This window comes from Ensifer sp. CCNWLY38 (assembly GCF_037120565.1).
GTDB lineage: Bacteria > Pseudomonadota > Alphaproteobacteria > Rhizobiales > Rhizobiaceae > Ensifer > Ensifer adhaerens_H.
In genome coordinates this window covers 96,397-112,983 of the sequence record NZ_JBBBBO010000017.1, presented here as the reverse complement: position 1 = coordinate 112,983, position 16,587 = coordinate 96,397, and the positions used below count along the sequence as shown (strand labels likewise).

Genomic DNA, 16,587 nt, shown 5'->3' with positions numbered 1-16,587 from the left:
CCAACGCTCATTCCCTGAGCGCACACGAATAAGCCCGATGCCTTGCTATCGCCAGACGGGGTCTATGCACCGCTTACGTTTCATCGACCGGCATGAAGCGGTGCATTTTCTCGGGCCACCGGGAACCGGCAAAAGCCATCTCGCCGTGGCGCTCGGCGTCGAAGCCGTCAAAGCTGGCAAGAGCGTCTACTTCTGCACGCTGGCCGATCTCATTGCAGCGCTGTCCAGGGCCGAACGCGAGGGCCGGCTGCAAGAGCGCATCCGCTTCTTCTGCAGGCCAAGTCTGCTGATCGTCGATGAGATCGGCTATCTCCCGGTCATCGCCGGCGGCGGCAATCTGTTCTTCCAACTCGTCAACGCCCGCTACGAGAGAGGAGCAATGATCCTGACGTCCAATCGCGGCTTTGCAGAATGGGGTGATGTTTTTGGTGATGCCGTCGTCGCAACCGCCTTGCTCGACAGGCTTCTGCATCACGCCGTAGTCGTCCAAATCGAAGGATCAAGTTACAGGCTGCGCCAACATGCCGAACTGATGCCTGAACACGTCCGTTCCAAAGCTTTGATTACGCCACCCTCCTTCGCGCCGCCGCCACGTCCAAGAGGTCGGCCGCCGAAAAATACCCAATTCTCCATGCCGTCCACGTCGGCATAATTGGGGAATTTTACTTCGGCACTTTTGGGGAAATTTCAGTCGGCATTGACAGGTGTCGATGCCGGATCAATACTCCCCAGAAGTGCCGTTTGAATCTTCCCCAGTTTGCGCGCTGTAGCCGGTCTTTCGGGGCGCGCCCCGGAAGACCGGCGGCGCGTCGTCACCGATACTCCGTCCGATGGTCGGAAGGGGGATTGCGGTGATCAAACTGAGGGAGACGATCATGATCCTGGATTTGAACCGGGAAAGTGTAGCTCATAAGGGTCCTGAGATTGAAGCACGCAGACAGTTGCGCGCGCTCAATGCAGCGGGTTTGGGCCTGCCCCCGGCTCCGAGATCACCATGCGCTACTGTCCCGTGATGATCCCTAGACAACTCGCCTCTAGATGCCAAAAACTCTGAAATGACACTTTCATGTCCTAGTTTGCAGCTGACAGCAGCCGTTCCAAGGAAACAGAGAACGGAACGTCCCACGACCCATGACTCTGAACATTCGGACCGCGCAATTCACAATACTCGTGTTTCTTATGTACACTGAGAAAATAGAAGAAGGTGTCTGGCATTGCTGCCGGCGTTATGTTCAGTATCTTAGCGCCCCTCCTAGCGAACACAATGTTCGTCATTCCTGCACCCATCACACCTGCAACTATTTCTGCATCTTTGAATGCAGCAATCTGCTGCTCAAATGTCATCAAACCCGGATTCACAATCGCAAATCCTCGTCTTTCTAATTCACCCTCGATTGCGTCAGCGCCTACTAGGTTCCTTGGGGTTCCTTGCCGAGAGACGTAGACCCGGCGTGAGCCACGCCCAGGCACCTGAGTCGAAATTCGCTCTATCGCCTCAACTGCAAGAGGCGACATAAACACTCCATGATTAGTAAGGCCGGAAACGAGAATCAGCTCTTTAAAGAATCCAACCTGCTGCCTATGCAACTGAAACACCGGTATATGTTGCTCGCGGTTAGCCAACCTCAGTGAATCTCGCATGACTGCGTGCATCGGCCCCTCAAGCATGGGAATAGCCACGCCATCGATGCGACAGATTGACTTTGCGATCTCCAACTTTGGAACAAGTTCAATCAACCAGTGCCCATAGTTATCATCGCCACGCTTTCGCAGCAAAAGGCAAGACGTTTGGATCTCCGCAACTTCCTGACAACGAGAAAGTCGGGCGAGAGCCTCTGCTTGCTCTAATGGCGAGTGTTGCGTGATGGTCTCTCGGATCAACTGTTTGTCCTTGGTGAAAACCAACCCTTCCGAAGTAACAAAGACATCGAACACTTTATCGACCGAGATATGGGACCCTCCAAAATGCCCGCGGCTCCACGATACATTCATGGCTTCGAAACTGGGCAGCGGAATAAGTTCCTTCCCGACAATTTGCGGCAACGGTGCGTCGAATGGCGGAGAATCAATAATCCCAACGTTCAGATGGTGAATAGATCTAATATCAACTGTGTCAATCACCGGCGCTCTTTCTCGTCTACCCAGATTTCCGAACGAAGCTTCGGTTCCAACCCGCGCCACGGTCACACTTTGTTACTCTTGTACTATGCTGAGTCGTAATATTTCTATCGCGTGACCTGGACCGCCAAACTCTGAAACTACAAAGTTTTTGTTGTTCCACGCGGTTTTCGTACCGGCTCGCGACATGACGGGTGAGTTCGTTAAACCGTAAAACTCAGTTCGTAAAATTCACTATCCGAAGCGAGAAATTTTAATATGTAGAGCCCACGGTTCGTGACCACAATTTCGAATCCAAAAAGGTCGCCGGGCGTTGCAAGATGCTCGCCCACATCGGGCCTTCTTATCTGCGAAACCTCCACGTCTGCCGAAGGCGTGCCATTGAACCCAATCGACAAGACCAGTGGAGTGGCAGCTGACGCGCCGGCGCACCAACCCTGAACGCGATAGCACTGAGCGTCGCAGCGCTCGATTGAATCGATATAGTAATAGGGTGCTGGCTGGCAGTTCACGGCGCTCCACAATGTTTCTTTAAGGTAGCGCTGAAGTTCGCTAATTTCGGCGCCCGCCGAAGTCAGGCGCCGCTCTAATTCTTCGATTTTTTCATTTAGGTGCGAAACGGTATTCTGACGGATCGACCAGTCGTGGAATTTTTTCAAATCCGCGTATCTAGTTCTTATGGTCAGGTTCTTCTTGACATTCTCAACATACTCTTCGGCTTTCGCCCATTTTGCCAAATCTGCAGGCGACGCCCCATACGCGACAATCGTATTTCCGCCATCCATATTGATATAGTAGTCGCACACCTCTGTCGACACAAGATAATCATCAGAACTATAGTTCGAGAGAAGAACAAGAAGGAACGCATAATCCTCATTTCTCGATTGATTTTCGTCGAAATGAAGGTGACTATCCTCTACCTGCCAAGTATCGATCACATATGAATGTATAGGATATTGGTTCTCAAGAAAAAATGCGAGTTTGGGCGCGCTACCGAATAGCTTACTCCTTCTTTGCTTATGCCGCGCACCGGCGGAGTTGAAGAAATCAACCCTATTGGTGCCTGCAAAACAAATTGCGGTACCCGTTTCCTTAAGACGTGCGACAAGCAACGTATATATGTTGCCATATACAGTGTCATCGAAATCTAGAAAAGTCAGGTATCGGCCTTGGCTCTCCCGAATGCCTGTATTTATTAGCAAGCTTCGTGCATCCACGCCTGGCTCGGTCTGCGCATTGATGAAGACCAAGCGTTTGATCTGCCAATGATAAAATTTTCCAAGCTCTTTTGTTGCGGTGAATGCTAGCTCGCTAAAGTTCTGAGCTACCACGACGGCTTCGATGTCCGCGTACCTTTGGCCGGCCAATGAAAACAAACATTCATCAAGATAATCGAGACGATTAAAGTCGTGGAATCTTATAATTACAGAAACAGTGTTAGCTTCCGCCCTTGAGTGCTTCATGTGCTTTATCCTACCACCGCGTTGGAGAAAACGAGAAGGCGCGACGGAATTCAGTGATGGCCTCGATCCTCTCAATTGGGTAGTTGACTTGCAGCCCGCTTAAGGTTGGCAAAGTTCTTGCTTCATCAGCCACACCAATTCGTACCAATTCGTCTTCCATTATTTTCTGGAACCCTTCATTTCTCCACTTCCACCCAAGGTACCGGCCCGACTTGAGCATTTCTATCCGTACCGACTGTCGATCCCTCCGGTCCGTCATGTCATGATAGAATAGGCATCTCGACAACACGACGCATTCGCCACCTTCTGCCAGGACTCGCCATGACAGATCGACATCCTCGCAATACATTCGTATGTTCTCATCGAAACCACCAACGCGCGTAAGAAAATCAACTCGCGCCGCAAAGCAAGCACCTGCGACCCACCTGGTTTTGCCGTCGAAATGGTCGTAGCCTTTGGGATGTTCCTCTGGGAACTGGAGGAACTCGAACAGCGTATCTTTTGAGTTCTGCTCCGTCGCGTCCAGGAAGCGCCCGATTGCGGAATGATGGAGACGACCGTCAGGATTGCAGCCGATATAATATGTTGCGCCCATCTCTTCAGCGTGTTCAATCAATCGATTATGCCCTGCCCCGAACCCGCAATTGTCGACGCTACCGAGAATCCTGACCGGCTGCCGCCCCGAGGAATCGGCATTGAACTCATCCAATTCGCGATCATAGGTTGTGCCGTCGTTTGATTTGACCAGCACAACCAACTCCGCGTCCCCGTAACCGTATTGGTTGCGTACGGAGTTCAGAAGCGCAAAAAGATCGCCCTTGCTGGTCTTATATAGGACAACACCTATTGCTACGCGCACCATAATAGCCCTTACCTCGCTTACTGCAACGGAATCAAATTCGTTGGGTAAAACATCAATTAGGAGTTGTTTGAAACTCGCAACATTGACTTCTACAACAAATTCTCCGATCGGTGTCAATCAACACAGAGCTTAACATCTAGGATGGTTCATATGCCAAGCGAAGTTCCAGCCATGCCGTTCACGGGCGAGCGGTTCGTGCCTGAAGAGGAGGGAAACATAGCGATCGAACACATCCACCGCTACCTCGCAGCTTCGCGTCTCGCGAGAGGAAAAACTGTCTTGGACATCGCTTGTGGCGAGGGATACGGCAGCGCCCTGCTGGCGGGGGTGGCTGATCGCGTTTTCGGCGTTGATGTTGCTGCCGACGCCGTGCATCACGCTAAAGCAAAGTACCAACAGGAGAATTTGGAATTCTTGTGTGGCGACTGTTCCGCCATTCCAGTGGACGACCAGAGTATTGATTTAGTGGTTAGTTTCGAGACCCTTGAGCATCACGACAAGCACGATGCGTTCTTTGCAGAAATAAAGCGAGTGTTAAGGACGAACGGTTCTCTCCTGATGTCGAGTCCAGACAAGAAATATTATTCGGAAGAACGCGATTTTCATAACACTTTCCATGTAAAAGAATTGTACGAATCCGAATTCCACACACTGGTTAGTAGGTATTTTGCGAATTCAGCTTTCTTTTCGCAAAGAATTGTATTTGGCTCAGCTATTTTTCCAATTCTCCAAGCTTGCCACACCAGAAGTTTTTCCTATGAGAAGGGCAATGTGAGGGAATCCTCTGGCCTGTTGCGTCCATACTACAACATCGCGCTGGCTTCGGATGGGCGCTTGCCCGAATTCGATGGAGTTCTGCTTGAGCAACCCATCAATGATTCCGAAGTTATTCATTCGTGGGAAAAAGTGATGTCAGAGCGCAATCTCGAGCTCGATCACTTACGAGCGCAATGCCGTGAATACGAGAGGCTTGTTAACGCCGAACGACCGACCACTGACTTGACTTTCCGGGATGCGGCAACGCCAAGATTCAACGACCGCAAGACGCGGGTGCTCTTCACTCTCGGGGTCACGCTAACGGACAATCCCTACGGGGAGTACCTGAAGTTTCAAGCATACCACCTTGTCACATTCAAGAATTTGGCCAGCCTCTTCGAGGGTCATGGGATCGAATGCAAGATTGTTGTCCACCCGACACTGATCGAGTTTTCTAAGCGCACACACGAAGAGATGGGCGGTCTTATATCGCTCGAGAGGTTTCAAGGCCAAAGCCATTTCAATGAATTCTTGGACGTATTTGACCCGGAATTTCATATTGTTTGGAATGGGCACGTTGAACGCCAGCTTGTTAAGATTTCTCGTTCTCGAGGCGTTCAAGTCGCCTTCTGCGAGCTGGGTTGGCTCCCGCAAAAGGAAACATTCTTCATCGATTTCAATGGCGTTAACGCCCAGAGCAGCCTAGCCCATTTACCTCTACTTGATCGGGTAGTGTCCAACACGTTTGATCGTTGGCGAAAGTCATTCCTGGAAGAGCGTGTCGTGGAGCCAGTTAATGTAGAGAACTTCGTGTTTGTTCCGCTTCAGATGGAGAACGACGAAAACATTATTTCTTACTCACCGTTCAAGACGATGGCAGAGTTTGTGTCTTACGTAAGAGATGCGGTAGGCGGAACGTTGGTCGTACGGCCGCACCCTGGACAGCCTGACGTATCCCTCCCCGATCTTCCGGATGTAATTGTGCGCCGCGACGGTACTATAGACAGCTGGATATCAGCAAGCAACTATGTGGTGGGCATAAACTCTACCTCGCTTATCGAGGCGCTGCTTTATGAAAAGGTCGTTTACGCCTGTGGTAACCACTTCTTTCCCGCCCACTACGGCGCCACATTATACTTCACACCGAATGACAATACAGTCTTTCCTCCAAACACGGGAAAGCTAACAATTGCACCGGCACGAAGGGACATCTCTGACAAGGTCATTTCGTATTTGGTAGAGGATTTTCAACTGCCACGGAGTTGTCAAATTTCGCCGGCGGGGCTTCGACGCAATGCGGTACTTTCAAAGATATTGAGACAATCAACGTGAGACAGATCGTTTGCTCGATCTCGCACTGGAGCCGCTGAACACTGAAGAGATGTTGTTAGGGTTTCGCGGCTCTGCCGTTGCTTGAAAAGTTCCGATTATTCCAAATTTTCAAGGTTCGAGTATGGGGCAAGCGAAGACGTTGTAATCAGCTGTACCCAAGAACGAACGAGTGCCGCAGCGTACCGTAGAATTGGGGCCCTACGGTCTATACCTCGAGCGGACACGACATTGAACTTAAAGACCTCGTTCAAGTTCGCTCAGAGCCGACCCGCGGACATAGAGCGCGAACCATCCGTTCGAAAAGCCAGGTATACTGCCATCGGGCCAGCCAATGACCGCACTCATAACTTGTATGCAGTTCGTCCTGAAACTTGCGCCACATTTTCCCACATTTCATCAACAGCTAGAGACAACAACTGATCAGATAGCCGGGTTGGATTCGCGGCAAGCTCAAGCGGTATACACGTTCCCCACGTAAGGCCCCGAACCCGTTCCGCTTGCGCGCCGAGATCAAAAACTACTGTCGGAATCAATTTTTTAATCGCAATTGAAAGTGTGTAGCAATAGGTTTCGGGCCACACACTCGGGACGAAAAAAAGATCAGGTCCGATTTCATCCAACATTTCGAGCGCTTCACCTTCCGCGCCATACCGTCCCCATATCACCACCCCAGAAGATTTCAGCCGGCTATCATCGTCGCTGTAGCCCAATAGGTGATACTCTATCGGGAGTGCACGGTTTTGGGCGTCCGCGGCAAGCGCCGCGACAACATCGCTACCTTTATGAGGACCGATCGCGCCAACAACTACAACCCGAAGCTTATCGCCCCCTCTCCGAATAGCCCTCTGCGTTTCCGGCAGGTGGTCGTCATGGGGAACTATTGAAATACGCGCCTTAGGAAATACGCCCTTGTAGATCTCGAATGCGCATTGGCTAGGCACTTCTACACAAACACCACTTTCAAAGAACTCTGCGTATGAAGCTATCCTCTCAGCCAATTCGCAAACATCTTCGTTCTCAAGGCCGTTGTGCATGATGTCCCAAGAAACAACATCCGCCAACTCGGGGGCCCGTGTGATTAAATGATCCGGCCGCATCAACTGATAATTGTGGCTCACTGGCGAAAAGTCATGACCGACAAAAGTCACCGGATATCGAAGCCCACTGATGAGTTTTAGGAGCCGTCGGTGTGAGGACCAATCGAGGCCGGCGAAACTGTTAACGTGGACGAGCGATGGATCCAAGCGCTCGATAAGATCGGACAAAAATTTCGTCTCCTTTCTTAAATCCAACCCACCAAGGTTTGGGACGTAAACTCCAATATCACTCGGGACTTCAAGCGTTGCCCGCCATCTGTCGTGTACACGCAGGATAATGCATTGTTTTCCCTCGTGCGCCAACTTTCCGCTGTAATGACGTATGTACGTTTCGATCCCGCCTGACCAATTATGGGTAACGACGAGTACAGCGCCTCTGAAATGCACCGCTAGTCGCTCCGCATCCAGATTGCGGCGGAGTATACGTTCGGGATCCGCCTGCAGGTGCCGCCTGACTAGACTACTGTAATTCGGATGCTTCCTCTCTAGGTGATGTTGGCCCCGCGTGTAGTTCTCTTGTTTTGCTGAAGAAAAAGAGACCGAGCCTGTATGATAGACAAACACATCGCCCGCAATAACATTCTTAAATCCCGCATGTATTGCCCGCATGCAGAAATCATTCTCCTCGCCGTAGCCAAGCGCAAACGCGTCTGAGTCCAGGGCACCGATTTTGTCGATAGCCGCGCGACGAATGTAGAAACAGAATCCAACTCCAGTCGGAGTTTCCGCAGATAGACCTCGGTTCGCCGCGCTCGCGAGTTGATCGAGTAAACCGGGATCTACTTCTAGAGCAAGACAGTTGTCGTGGTCGTAGGTCGGGTAACTACAGATTGTTGCGTTATTTGACAAAGGCGTCACTGTAGCGACGTTTTCGTCGCGGTCCGCGTGTTGAATCAGTCGTTGAAACCAGCCGGGAAATACGTAAGCGTCCGAGTTAAGCAAAACAACGTCTTTATCGGCTGTTAAGTGTTCGAGGGCAAAGTTTATCGTCTGGACGAACCCTCGATTTACGTGACTATCATGGTATTCAAAGAGCTGCCTTCGGGCAAGCTCAGCCAGTTTCTCAACTAGCTTTTCATCGGGACTGTTGTCATTCACAACTAGAACGCTATATTCGGCGTCCTCCCGAGAGTAGAGTGCCTGATATACCGACGTTAAAGTTTCCTCGTAGCCCTTGTAAACTGGAATAACAACGACGGCTCTGGTGGTGAGTTGCCTCAAAGCTGCAGGAACCCCAAGCCAAGCAGCCTCATCAGGAACGAACGGCTCAAACCAAATTTTGCTACTTATCGGATTGGCGGCTATGCCCGTCGCCCGACCGTTTCTTAGGTAGTGGGCAATCGGAAATATTCTTGGATCCAAATTTCTATTTATTTTCGCGTAGTATTCTGGTTCGAAGAATTTCGAAGGCTTGCGGTTTTCTTTCCAGCCCCACGCGATATAGTGAAAGTAAGGGTCGAGACCACTATCGCGCACATCGGAGTAAAGCGAGAGATAGTAGTCGGCATCAAACTCCACCTCCATCGCTGCAAAAACGTCTTCAATGGGGGAAATGGTTCCGATGAGCAATTGTAAAGCATTCGCAGTATTTGCGTTAGGTCGACTATCGAAGGCCGCCCTGAGCTGTTCGTAATTAGAACGTACAGTCTTTTGCCTTGGCAGCAACTCAACTAATTTGAGATACGTTTTCGAAATTGAATTGATGAGTGCAGGCAACTTGCCACCCCGCAACATTGATTGGGAATAATTTTTCAACCGGGCTATTCGGCGGCAGAAGTTTTGATGTAAAACTTCCTAGTTATGTTTCGCTCGCGACTCTCAGCAGGTAGCGCCCGTACGCAGTCTTCGAGTAAAGATCTCCGAACTCAACTAACTGGTCTCTGCCAATGAACCCATTCTTGAACGCTATTTCTTCGATGCATGCGATATTCGTACCTTGCCGGTGCTGAATGACGCGTACAAATTCCGACGCCTCTAAGAGACTGTCGTGTGTTCCGGTATCCAGCCAAGCATAGCCGCGCCCCATCTTTTCGACGAAAAGTGCACCCTCCTGCATATAAATTCGGTTGATGTCCGTGATCTCATACTCTCCCCGATCAGAGGGCTTCAATTGTTTTGCGTACTTTACAACCTTGTTATCGTAGAAATACAGCCCAGTTACCGCGAACCGAGACCGCGGATGCTGAGGTTTTTCTTCCAGACTAATGGCGTGCCCGTCCGTGGCTAACTCCACTACACCATACCGTTCGGGATCTTCCACCTCATACGCAAACACAGTCGCCCCAGATTTTCGGACCGAAGCTTGCTGGAGGATTTCTGGAAGGCCTGCTCCAAAGAAGATGTTATCCCCCAATACGAGAGCCACATGACTAGCGCCAATAAACTCCTCTCCAATTGTAAATGCTTGAGCAAGGCCTTCGGGTTTCGGTTGAATTGCATACTCAATGGTAATGCCTAGCTGCGATCCGTCTTTCAACAAATGCCGGTAACTCTCCACATGCTCCGGCGAGGAAATGATCAAGATCTCCCGTATTCCGGCAATCATAAGAACCGAAAGCGGGTAGTAGATCATTGGCTTGTCGTAAACGGGGATAAGTTGTTTATTGACGGCGAGCGTTGCCGGATAAAGCCGTGTCCCAGACCCTCCAGCAAGAATAATTCCCTTCATAGCAATTCCATTCCCCATTCAGTTAATTCTTCCACGAGTAACCTGTCTGCCTAGAGTCCGTCGATTAGATCAATGTGCTGACGCCTCTGATACTATTTTACATTGGATGGCGTCCATTACATCAGCCAGTGCATCAGTCCATGGACGAGGATAGATCCCATAGTCCCGCGCTAGTTTGGCCGTAGAGAGTCTTGAATTATGAGGACGTTTTGCCTTAGTGGCATACTGGCTCGAAAGGATCGGATTCACGATTGGGACGGTGTAACCGGATTGAGCGCGCAAAGAGAATATTTCCTGCGCGAACCCGTACCAAGTTGATTGACCGTCATTTACAAAATTATAGGTGCCGAGCGGCGCTGCAGGGTCGACAAATAGGCGGGCCACGATGGCGGCAATCGCTGCAGCAATATCGACCGCGGAAGTCGGGGAGCCATTTTGGTCGCTCACCACGTTCAATACATCGCGGTCAGCTGCAAGCCGCAGCATTGTATCAACGAAGTTTGAGCCGTTTGCGCTAAAGACCCATGCCGTTCGCAGGATAATGTGCCGGTGGTTCAACGTTCTGATGGCCTGCTCGCCCGCCTCCTTGCTCGCCCCATAGACACCTAGTGGCCCGACCGCGTCATCTTCATTGTATGGTTGGTCTTTAAGGCCGTTGAAGACGTAGTCGGTGGATACTTGGATAATCGGAATATTTAGATTTGCTGCTGCCGACGCAATAGCCGCGGGTGCCAAGGCGTTCACTTTCCAAGCCTGAAGCACTTCGGTTTCGGCGCTGTCAACCGCAGTATAGGCCCCGGAATTAACAATCGCATCAAAGCCGCCCCTAGCGACATATTGCGATACCCAGTCGTAGTCAGCCAAATCCAATTCGGCGCGAGTGGGAGCAACAAGGAGTGTCCCCTGGGGCCAGCTAGTTCTTAGCAATTCTTTGCCTACCTGCCCCGAGCCGCCAGTGACCAGGATTCGTCGCTCACTCATGCTCCTAAACCCCGCCGTTTCGCCGCTTGAGTACGGTCTAAGATTTCTGTCCACCAATCGCGGTTGTTCAGATACCAGGCAACGGTCTTCTCAATTCCGCTTTCGAAGCTCTCCGTTGGCTTCCAGCCGAGCTCGCTAGAAATCTTCCCTGCATCGATTGCATATCTCTGATCATGCCCTGGCCGATCAGCGACGTACACTATCTGCCCCCGATAAGATTTCCCATCGTCCCGGGGTCGCATTCGATCCAGTATTGCGCAAACTGTGTTCACGACATCGATGTTCCGGCGCTCGGAGCTTCCGCCCACATTGTATGTTTGCCCCGGGATGCCGTTCTCGAAAACGCACTGCAGCGCACGAACATGGTCCTCCACATAAAGCCAGTCGCGGACATTCGTACCATTTCCGTAGATGGGCAGTTGTTCGCCTGCTAGGGCCTTCACGATCATAAGAGGAATGAGCTTTTCCGGAAAATGATACGGGCCATAATTATTCGAGCAATTTGTGATCAAAACCGGCAGGCCAAATGTGTGCCCCCAGGCAGATACGAGGTGATCAGAGCCAGCTTTGGAAGCAGAGTAGGGCGAACGGGGATCGTAAGGTGTTGTTTCGGTAAAAAAGCCCGTTGCACCAAGCGAGCCAAAAACCTCATCGGTCGAAATATGATGGAAGCGGAATTGCTGTGCGCGATCACCCTCAAGCCGGCGCCAATAATCGAACGCCACTGCCAACATCGTGTAGGTGCCGACAACATTCGTATGGATGAAAGCGCCAGGTCCGTCAATCGAGCGATCGACGTGTGACTCCGCTGCAAGATGGGTTATCACGTCAGGCTGGAAGCCTTCAATCGCTGTGGCCACCGCTTCTTCATCGCAAATATCACCCTGCTTGAAGCGATATCGCGGTGACGAGCTGACGGCCGCTAAAGACGTTAACGTGCCCGCATAGGTGAGCTTATCAAAATTCAGCACTTCATGTTCGGTATTCTCGATGAGATGCCGAACGAGTGCCGATCCAATGAAGCCAGCTCCACCGGTGACAAAAATGCGCATGAACAGTCCTTCCGATACTTACACTTCAACCAGCTCGAGTGGAGTTCCGTCGTAATCAAACGGGCTATCAAACTCGCGCAACACCGGCTGCCGTTCGTCCTTAGAACTCAGGATTGGATTAACACCCTGAGGCACCGGCCAGTTAATACCGATCTCCGGATCACTCCACAGAATGCCACCATCATTGTCCGGCGAGTAAAGATTGGACACCTTGTAAGTCACCTCTGTCGTCGGTTCCAGCGTTATGAAGCCATGGGCAAAACCGATGGGAACATAAAGCTGGTGGCCATTCTCTGCGGACAGCTCGGCACCAACCCACCGCCCAAAGGTCGGCGAACCCCGGCGAATATCCACGGCAACATCGAATATTCGGCCGCGGACGCAGCGAACAAGTTTGGCTTGTTCGAATGGCGGCGTCTGGAAGTGCAGCCCCCTCAATGTACCAACGGGAACCGAGAGGGAGTGATTGTCTTGAACGAACCGATCTCCAATACCGTAAACGGCGAAAGCTTTCTCGTTGTAGACTTCAGTAAACCATCCCCGATCATCGCCAAATCGTCTGGGGCGAAGCAACAGAACCTTGGAAGTCATTACAAATACCTTACGTGAAAAAGGCCTAGGCTACCGAAACCCAAAGCATTACACACGACAATGCACCTAGGCTTGCCTCGCTTTTAGAACCTCAAGACCCGTATCCGCTGCGGCCGTCATTTGCAATACCGATTGGCACGTCACAACCACAACCCTCATACGCATTTCCACATCGTCAACAAGTTGCAATATGACACGACGCCAAACATCATTCGCGTAGGCTATGCGCAGTTCCTCGGTGCCACGAGAAGAACCATATGCGACGCCCTCCGAGAACACCCCCGCCGCCCTATAGCGAACGACGTCGATGCGTTTTGTCGGTGCGCGGCTGTCGTTCACACGCGACGGCGCCAACGGAACGAGCATGATGTCAATGCGCCGCGCGTTCGCGTCGGCTAGATACTCCATCCACGGCATCGGCTCTCGGATTTGCACACGATCGAGTCCTTGCCAGACCGCTCTCGCACGTCGATCTGCAAATACCTCGAACCGAGCTTGCGGACGCTCTCGTAGAACCTCTGCAATAATCGGCCGAAGGAATCGATGCTCCTCGAGATGGACGCCTGTCGCGTGATATCCGATCAGGACGTCACCTTCGGCCGGATCAGGTACATTGATATCGTCTCGCACGTGCGACCAAAGGGCTTTTGGCGGCGCCGGCGGCAAGACCACCGCCTTCGCCCCCGACAATCTGGATGCGAGGTGCGGCGTTGAAGCCCAGACGATATCCAGATGCCGGTTCAGGCGGCGCAGTGGCGAAAGAGCGCGGAACCAGAGAAACAGCCGATAGCGAAAATCTGCGTCCCTCCCCGTCACAACGGCTGGGATGTCGTCGTCGAGAAACAAACCCACGCCGGAGAGACGCTCCGAATTCCTCTCGATCCAGCGTAGCACGGGCCCAGATGCGTAGCGGCATATGATGACGAAGGCTCCGTCTGCATTCAGAGTCGGCGTTTCACGACCCCGGATATCCGCCACCTCATACGGCGGCATGTCGGGCGCCTGAAGGCGGGCTGCGAGGTAGTAATCGAAAGTCGGGTTCGGTATCCGGCCGAAAACAATGATCCGAGTCACCGGCAGCCGCGGACGGCCGGAGGCTCCCTCGCGCAGCCGCGGTCGAGGCAGCCGTCGCTCGATCCAGCGGGCCAGCCGTTCGCCCGCGCTACTCAAGCGCTCGACCTCGCAGCAAGATTTCTCGGATGGGCTTCGAGAACGAATTCTTCGGCGATAAGTGAAAGGTTCGGATTGTAGTAAGGATCGGCTTTCAACTTATCGCTCCAGCGCTCATGCATGGCTCGTTCTTCCCGCGCAAAGCGCTGAAGCTTTTGCGGCGTATCGTCGGCGCCACGCGAGACGCTCTCTCTATGCAACATCGCCGCCTCCGGCGTCCAGACAATACGGAAGCCCGCTTCACGTAGCTTCAAGCAGTAGTCCACATCATTGAACGCGACCGTCAGTTTTTGCTCCTCCATGCCGCCCAGGCGGCGCCATAGGTCCTTGCGTGTCAGCAAACAGGCGGCGGTTACGGCCGACAAATCGCGTCGTTGGTTTAAAAGCCCCCTGTCGCCGCCGTTCTTCGGATCAAGAAAATGAAAGCTGTGCCGCGCGACTGTCCCCGCACCGAGCGTCACGCCCCCATGCTGAACGAAGCCATCGGGAAATAAGAGCAAATTGCCGGCGGCGCCGACGGTGGGATCATCGAGCTCACCTGCCAGACACTCGAGCCAATGGCAATCAATAGGTTCCACGTCATTGTTCAGCAAGAGTATGAGGTCGTGCTGGGCTGCATCGACACCAATGTTGCAGGCGCGGGCGAAATTGAAACCTCCCGGAAGAGGTATTCGGCGGATATTCCCAGACTGCTGATACAGCGAGAACAAAGCGAGCGTCGCTGGTTCGGAGCTTTCATTGTCAATGACGATGATGTCAAGATCTGCTGGGGCGGTGTTTTCAAACAAGCCTTTCAGGCAGGCCCCAAGCAGGTCGGCTCTGTCGCGGGTCGGAATGATGACGCTGACCGCCGGGCGTAAGTGTTTGGGTTGAGCAACTTTGGCATGGGTCGGGGGTAAATGGCATGATGGCCCGCGGTGCAATAGAACCCGTGGCAAATGCAGCAGCTCACCTGTCCGCGCCTGCGCGACTGCCAGCGCAATCTCCGCAGTCGAGGCACTTTCCACAGCAACGCTTGTGGGAATGCGGGACAGGCGAAATACCGCTCCTTCTAATGGTAGCCAGCCCGAGCGAGCGAGTGGCGCGTTCCAAGCGGGCTTAAAGAAAGGGGCAAAGCGCTCGCCTCGAACGTTTATACGGTCTTCGTCAGAATAACAGAGAGCGACATCTTCAGAAACTGCGAATGGCTCCAAGAGTCTTTCCAGTGCGCGCTCGGCGAGACGCATACCTGCCGGAAGCCGCATCCAAAGTGCGTCATTGTCCGCCTTGTTGCATTCGAGCAGTCTCGCGACGTCTGCCTCAGTGGCCTCCTGAAAACATCGCCAAGACTGAGCATTCAACGATTCTCTGGTTTCTGCGGCGGCGATTGGGTCACCGCCTTCAATCGAAACGAGCACACGCAGTCTACTTTGGGAGGACTGCACATCGTTCCGAGCCTCCCCCTCTTCAGCATGTGCTTGCGCTTCTACCCAGTCGGTGTAGTACGGCGCGGAAAGTGCATCGCATTGCCTAACGAAACGAAACGCTGCGCCCTTCTTATTACCTGCGAGAAAAAGGCGAATTATTTGGAGGAAGGCCAGGGTCCGTCGACAGGCGATCAGAACGGCGACCTCGATAAGGGACAAGCGCCGAAGCCTGACTTGTGGCTGGATCCTAGCCGCATCATTCGCGGTTTCAGGATCGGCGGCCAAGGCAATGGCGTCCAGTTGCACCGGGGTCCAGCCGTAGAAACGTCCGCGCCCCGTCCGATCGAGGAGGAAGGAGCGAAAGACCGTGGCAGGCGTCCGATCACGTCGCTTAAAGAGAAGTTGTGGGCGCCGTCCAAGTCGATGATCGGGATCGTGGACCGAAACGATGATTGGCCGATCAGCGTAACGGTTCGCGGCACCCGCAAGTGCAACACTAAACACGACTCGATCAACCTCTCTCATCATCTTCCAATCAAAAACGGTATCGAGTTTTTCGGGCAAAGCCATTACAAGAAAGTCGACGAGAAGTAACTAGATGCGCAAGCAAGGAATCTCCTATGCTTTTCGACACGTTGTAGGCGAGACACATCTCCCGCCGGACAGCCCTATCCGGGCTCTTGGATCCCGCATCGCGGATCGGGCAAGGCCGCTTGCAGTGGGTCGCGTAGCAATCACCACGGAGTGGTGGTTAGTGAGATGAATGAGGATTTATGCTGTGTTTCACGGGGAAAACCATGCGACAGACAGGGATAGCACGATGCGATTGGTGAAGTTTACCTTGGTTGGAGATAATAACGCTCCGGTGTACGTGAATCCCGATCATGTCGTGTCAGTAACTCCATTTGCCAAGTACACGTCGATCTTGACCACATGTCCAAGCTCGGATTCGAAAGAAGCTCGAATCAATGTGAGAGAGGCTCTCGATTCGGTGGTGACTGGCCTCATTGGATAACGCCGTTCGCGGGCTGTCACGAACCTGCCGGAATCCCAACTACAACCGTTGGGTCCACGGTCCAAGCAGAGGCATA

Annotated in this window: 12 protein-coding genes; 2 read left to right on the top strand and 10 right to left on the bottom strand. The window is 52.5% G+C overall.

Translation table 11 applies throughout. The features are described 5' to 3' along the window. A partial coding sequence (gene istB, locus V7S54_RS29625) for an IS21-like element helper ATPase IstB (RefSeq protein ID WP_336409583.1) occupies window positions 1-652 on the top strand: 652 nt, incomplete at its 5' end. A 419-nt stretch (window positions 653-1,071) separates the two neighbouring features. Here the strand turns inward: istB and V7S54_RS29620 are convergent. The 3 genes from V7S54_RS29620 to V7S54_RS29610 form a co-directional block, all read right to left on the bottom strand. Further along, window positions 1,072-2,121, bottom strand: coding sequence for a glycosyltransferase family 61 protein (locus V7S54_RS29620; RefSeq protein WP_336409582.1), 1,050 nt, complete (start codon window positions 2,119-2,121; stop codon window positions 1,072-1,074). 200 nt (window positions 2,122-2,321) lie between these two features. After that, the gene (locus tag V7S54_RS29615; RefSeq protein ID WP_336409581.1) at window positions 2,322-3,581 is read right to left on the bottom strand and encodes a glycosyltransferase family 2 protein; all 1,260 of its coding nucleotides are present in this window, start codon (window positions 3,579-3,581) and stop codon (window positions 2,322-2,324) included. Between the two features lie 10 nt (window positions 3,582-3,591). Further along, complete coding sequence (locus V7S54_RS29610; protein WP_336409580.1) at window positions 3,592-4,560, bottom strand: glycosyltransferase family 2 protein; 969 nt, start codon at window positions 4,558-4,560, stop codon at window positions 3,592-3,594. A 33-nt stretch (window positions 4,561-4,593) separates the two neighbouring features. On the opposite strand from V7S54_RS29610, the gene V7S54_RS29605 reads away from it, so the two are divergent. Then, window positions 4,594-6,531 carry a methyltransferase domain-containing protein gene (locus V7S54_RS29605; protein WP_336409579.1) on the top strand — a complete coding sequence of 646 codons (1,938 nt, stop codon included), beginning with the start codon at window positions 4,594-4,596 and terminating at the stop codon, window positions 6,529-6,531. Between the two features lie 341 nt (window positions 6,532-6,872). Here the strand turns inward: V7S54_RS29605 and V7S54_RS29600 are convergent, their stop codons facing one another. The 7 genes from V7S54_RS29600 to V7S54_RS29570 form a co-directional block, all read right to left on the bottom strand. Then, window positions 6,873-9,383: a glycosyltransferase gene (locus tag V7S54_RS29600; protein WP_336409578.1), complete on the bottom strand. Its 2,511-nt coding sequence runs from the start codon at window positions 9,381-9,383 to the stop codon at window positions 6,873-6,875. 43 nt (window positions 9,384-9,426) lie between these two features. Continuing rightward, on the bottom strand, window positions 9,427-10,296 hold the full coding sequence (gene rfbA / locus V7S54_RS29595) for a glucose-1-phosphate thymidylyltransferase RfbA (protein ID WP_336409577.1): 870 nt from the start codon (window positions 10,294-10,296) through the stop codon (window positions 9,427-9,429). A 69-nt stretch (window positions 10,297-10,365) separates the two neighbouring features. Further along, on the bottom strand, window positions 10,366-11,277 hold the full coding sequence (gene rfbD / locus V7S54_RS29590; protein WP_336409576.1) for a dTDP-4-dehydrorhamnose reductase: 912 nt from the start codon (window positions 11,275-11,277) through the stop codon (window positions 10,366-10,368). After that, window positions 11,274-12,329 (bottom strand): dTDP-glucose 4,6-dehydratase, encoded by a 1,056-nt coding sequence (rfbB, locus tag V7S54_RS29585; RefSeq protein WP_336409575.1) that lies wholly within the window; start codon window positions 12,327-12,329, stop codon window positions 11,274-11,276. The genes rfbD and rfbB overlap by 4 nt, the downstream gene beginning before the upstream one ends. 18 nt (window positions 12,330-12,347) lie before the next feature. Then, window positions 12,348-12,920, bottom strand: a complete 573-nt coding sequence (rfbC, locus tag V7S54_RS29580; protein WP_336409574.1) for a dTDP-4-dehydrorhamnose 3,5-epimerase — start codon at window positions 12,918-12,920, stop codon at window positions 12,348-12,350. A 66-nt stretch (window positions 12,921-12,986) separates the two neighbouring features. After that, entirely contained in the window at window positions 12,987-14,090 is a 1,104-nt protein-coding gene (locus V7S54_RS29575; protein ID WP_336409573.1) for a hypothetical protein, read from the bottom strand. Then, window positions 14,087-16,066, bottom strand: coding sequence for a glycosyltransferase family 2 protein (locus V7S54_RS29570; RefSeq protein ID WP_336409572.1), 1,980 nt, complete (start codon window positions 16,064-16,066; stop codon window positions 14,087-14,089). The genes V7S54_RS29575 and V7S54_RS29570 overlap by 4 nt, the downstream gene beginning before the upstream one ends. Window positions 16,067-16,587 lie beyond the last annotated feature (521 nt).

Coding starts and splice junctions, on each gene's coding strand:
- V7S54_RS29615 (WP_336409581.1), bottom strand. CDS start 3,581: ATGAAGCACTCAAGGGCGGAAGCTAACACTGTTTCTGTAATTATAAGA.
- V7S54_RS29605 (WP_336409579.1), top strand. CDS start 4,594: ATGCCAAGCGAAGTTCCAGCCATGCCGTTCACGGGCGAGCGGTTCGTG.
- rfbA (WP_336409577.1), bottom strand. CDS start 10,296: ATGAAGGGAATTATTCTTGCTGGAGGGTCTGGGACACGGCTTTATCCG.
- rfbD (WP_336409576.1), bottom strand. CDS start 11,277: ATGAGTGAGCGACGAATCCTGGTCACTGGCGGCTCGGGGCAGGTAGGC.
- rfbB (WP_336409575.1), bottom strand. CDS start 12,329: ATGCGCATTTTTGTCACCGGTGGAGCTGGCTTCATTGGATCGGCACTC.
- rfbC (WP_336409574.1), bottom strand. CDS start 12,920: ATGACTTCCAAGGTTCTGTTGCTTCGCCCCAGACGATTTGGCGATGAT.
- V7S54_RS29570 (WP_336409572.1), bottom strand. CDS start 16,066: ATGGCTTTGCCCGAAAAACTCGATACCGTTTTTGATTGGAAGATGATG.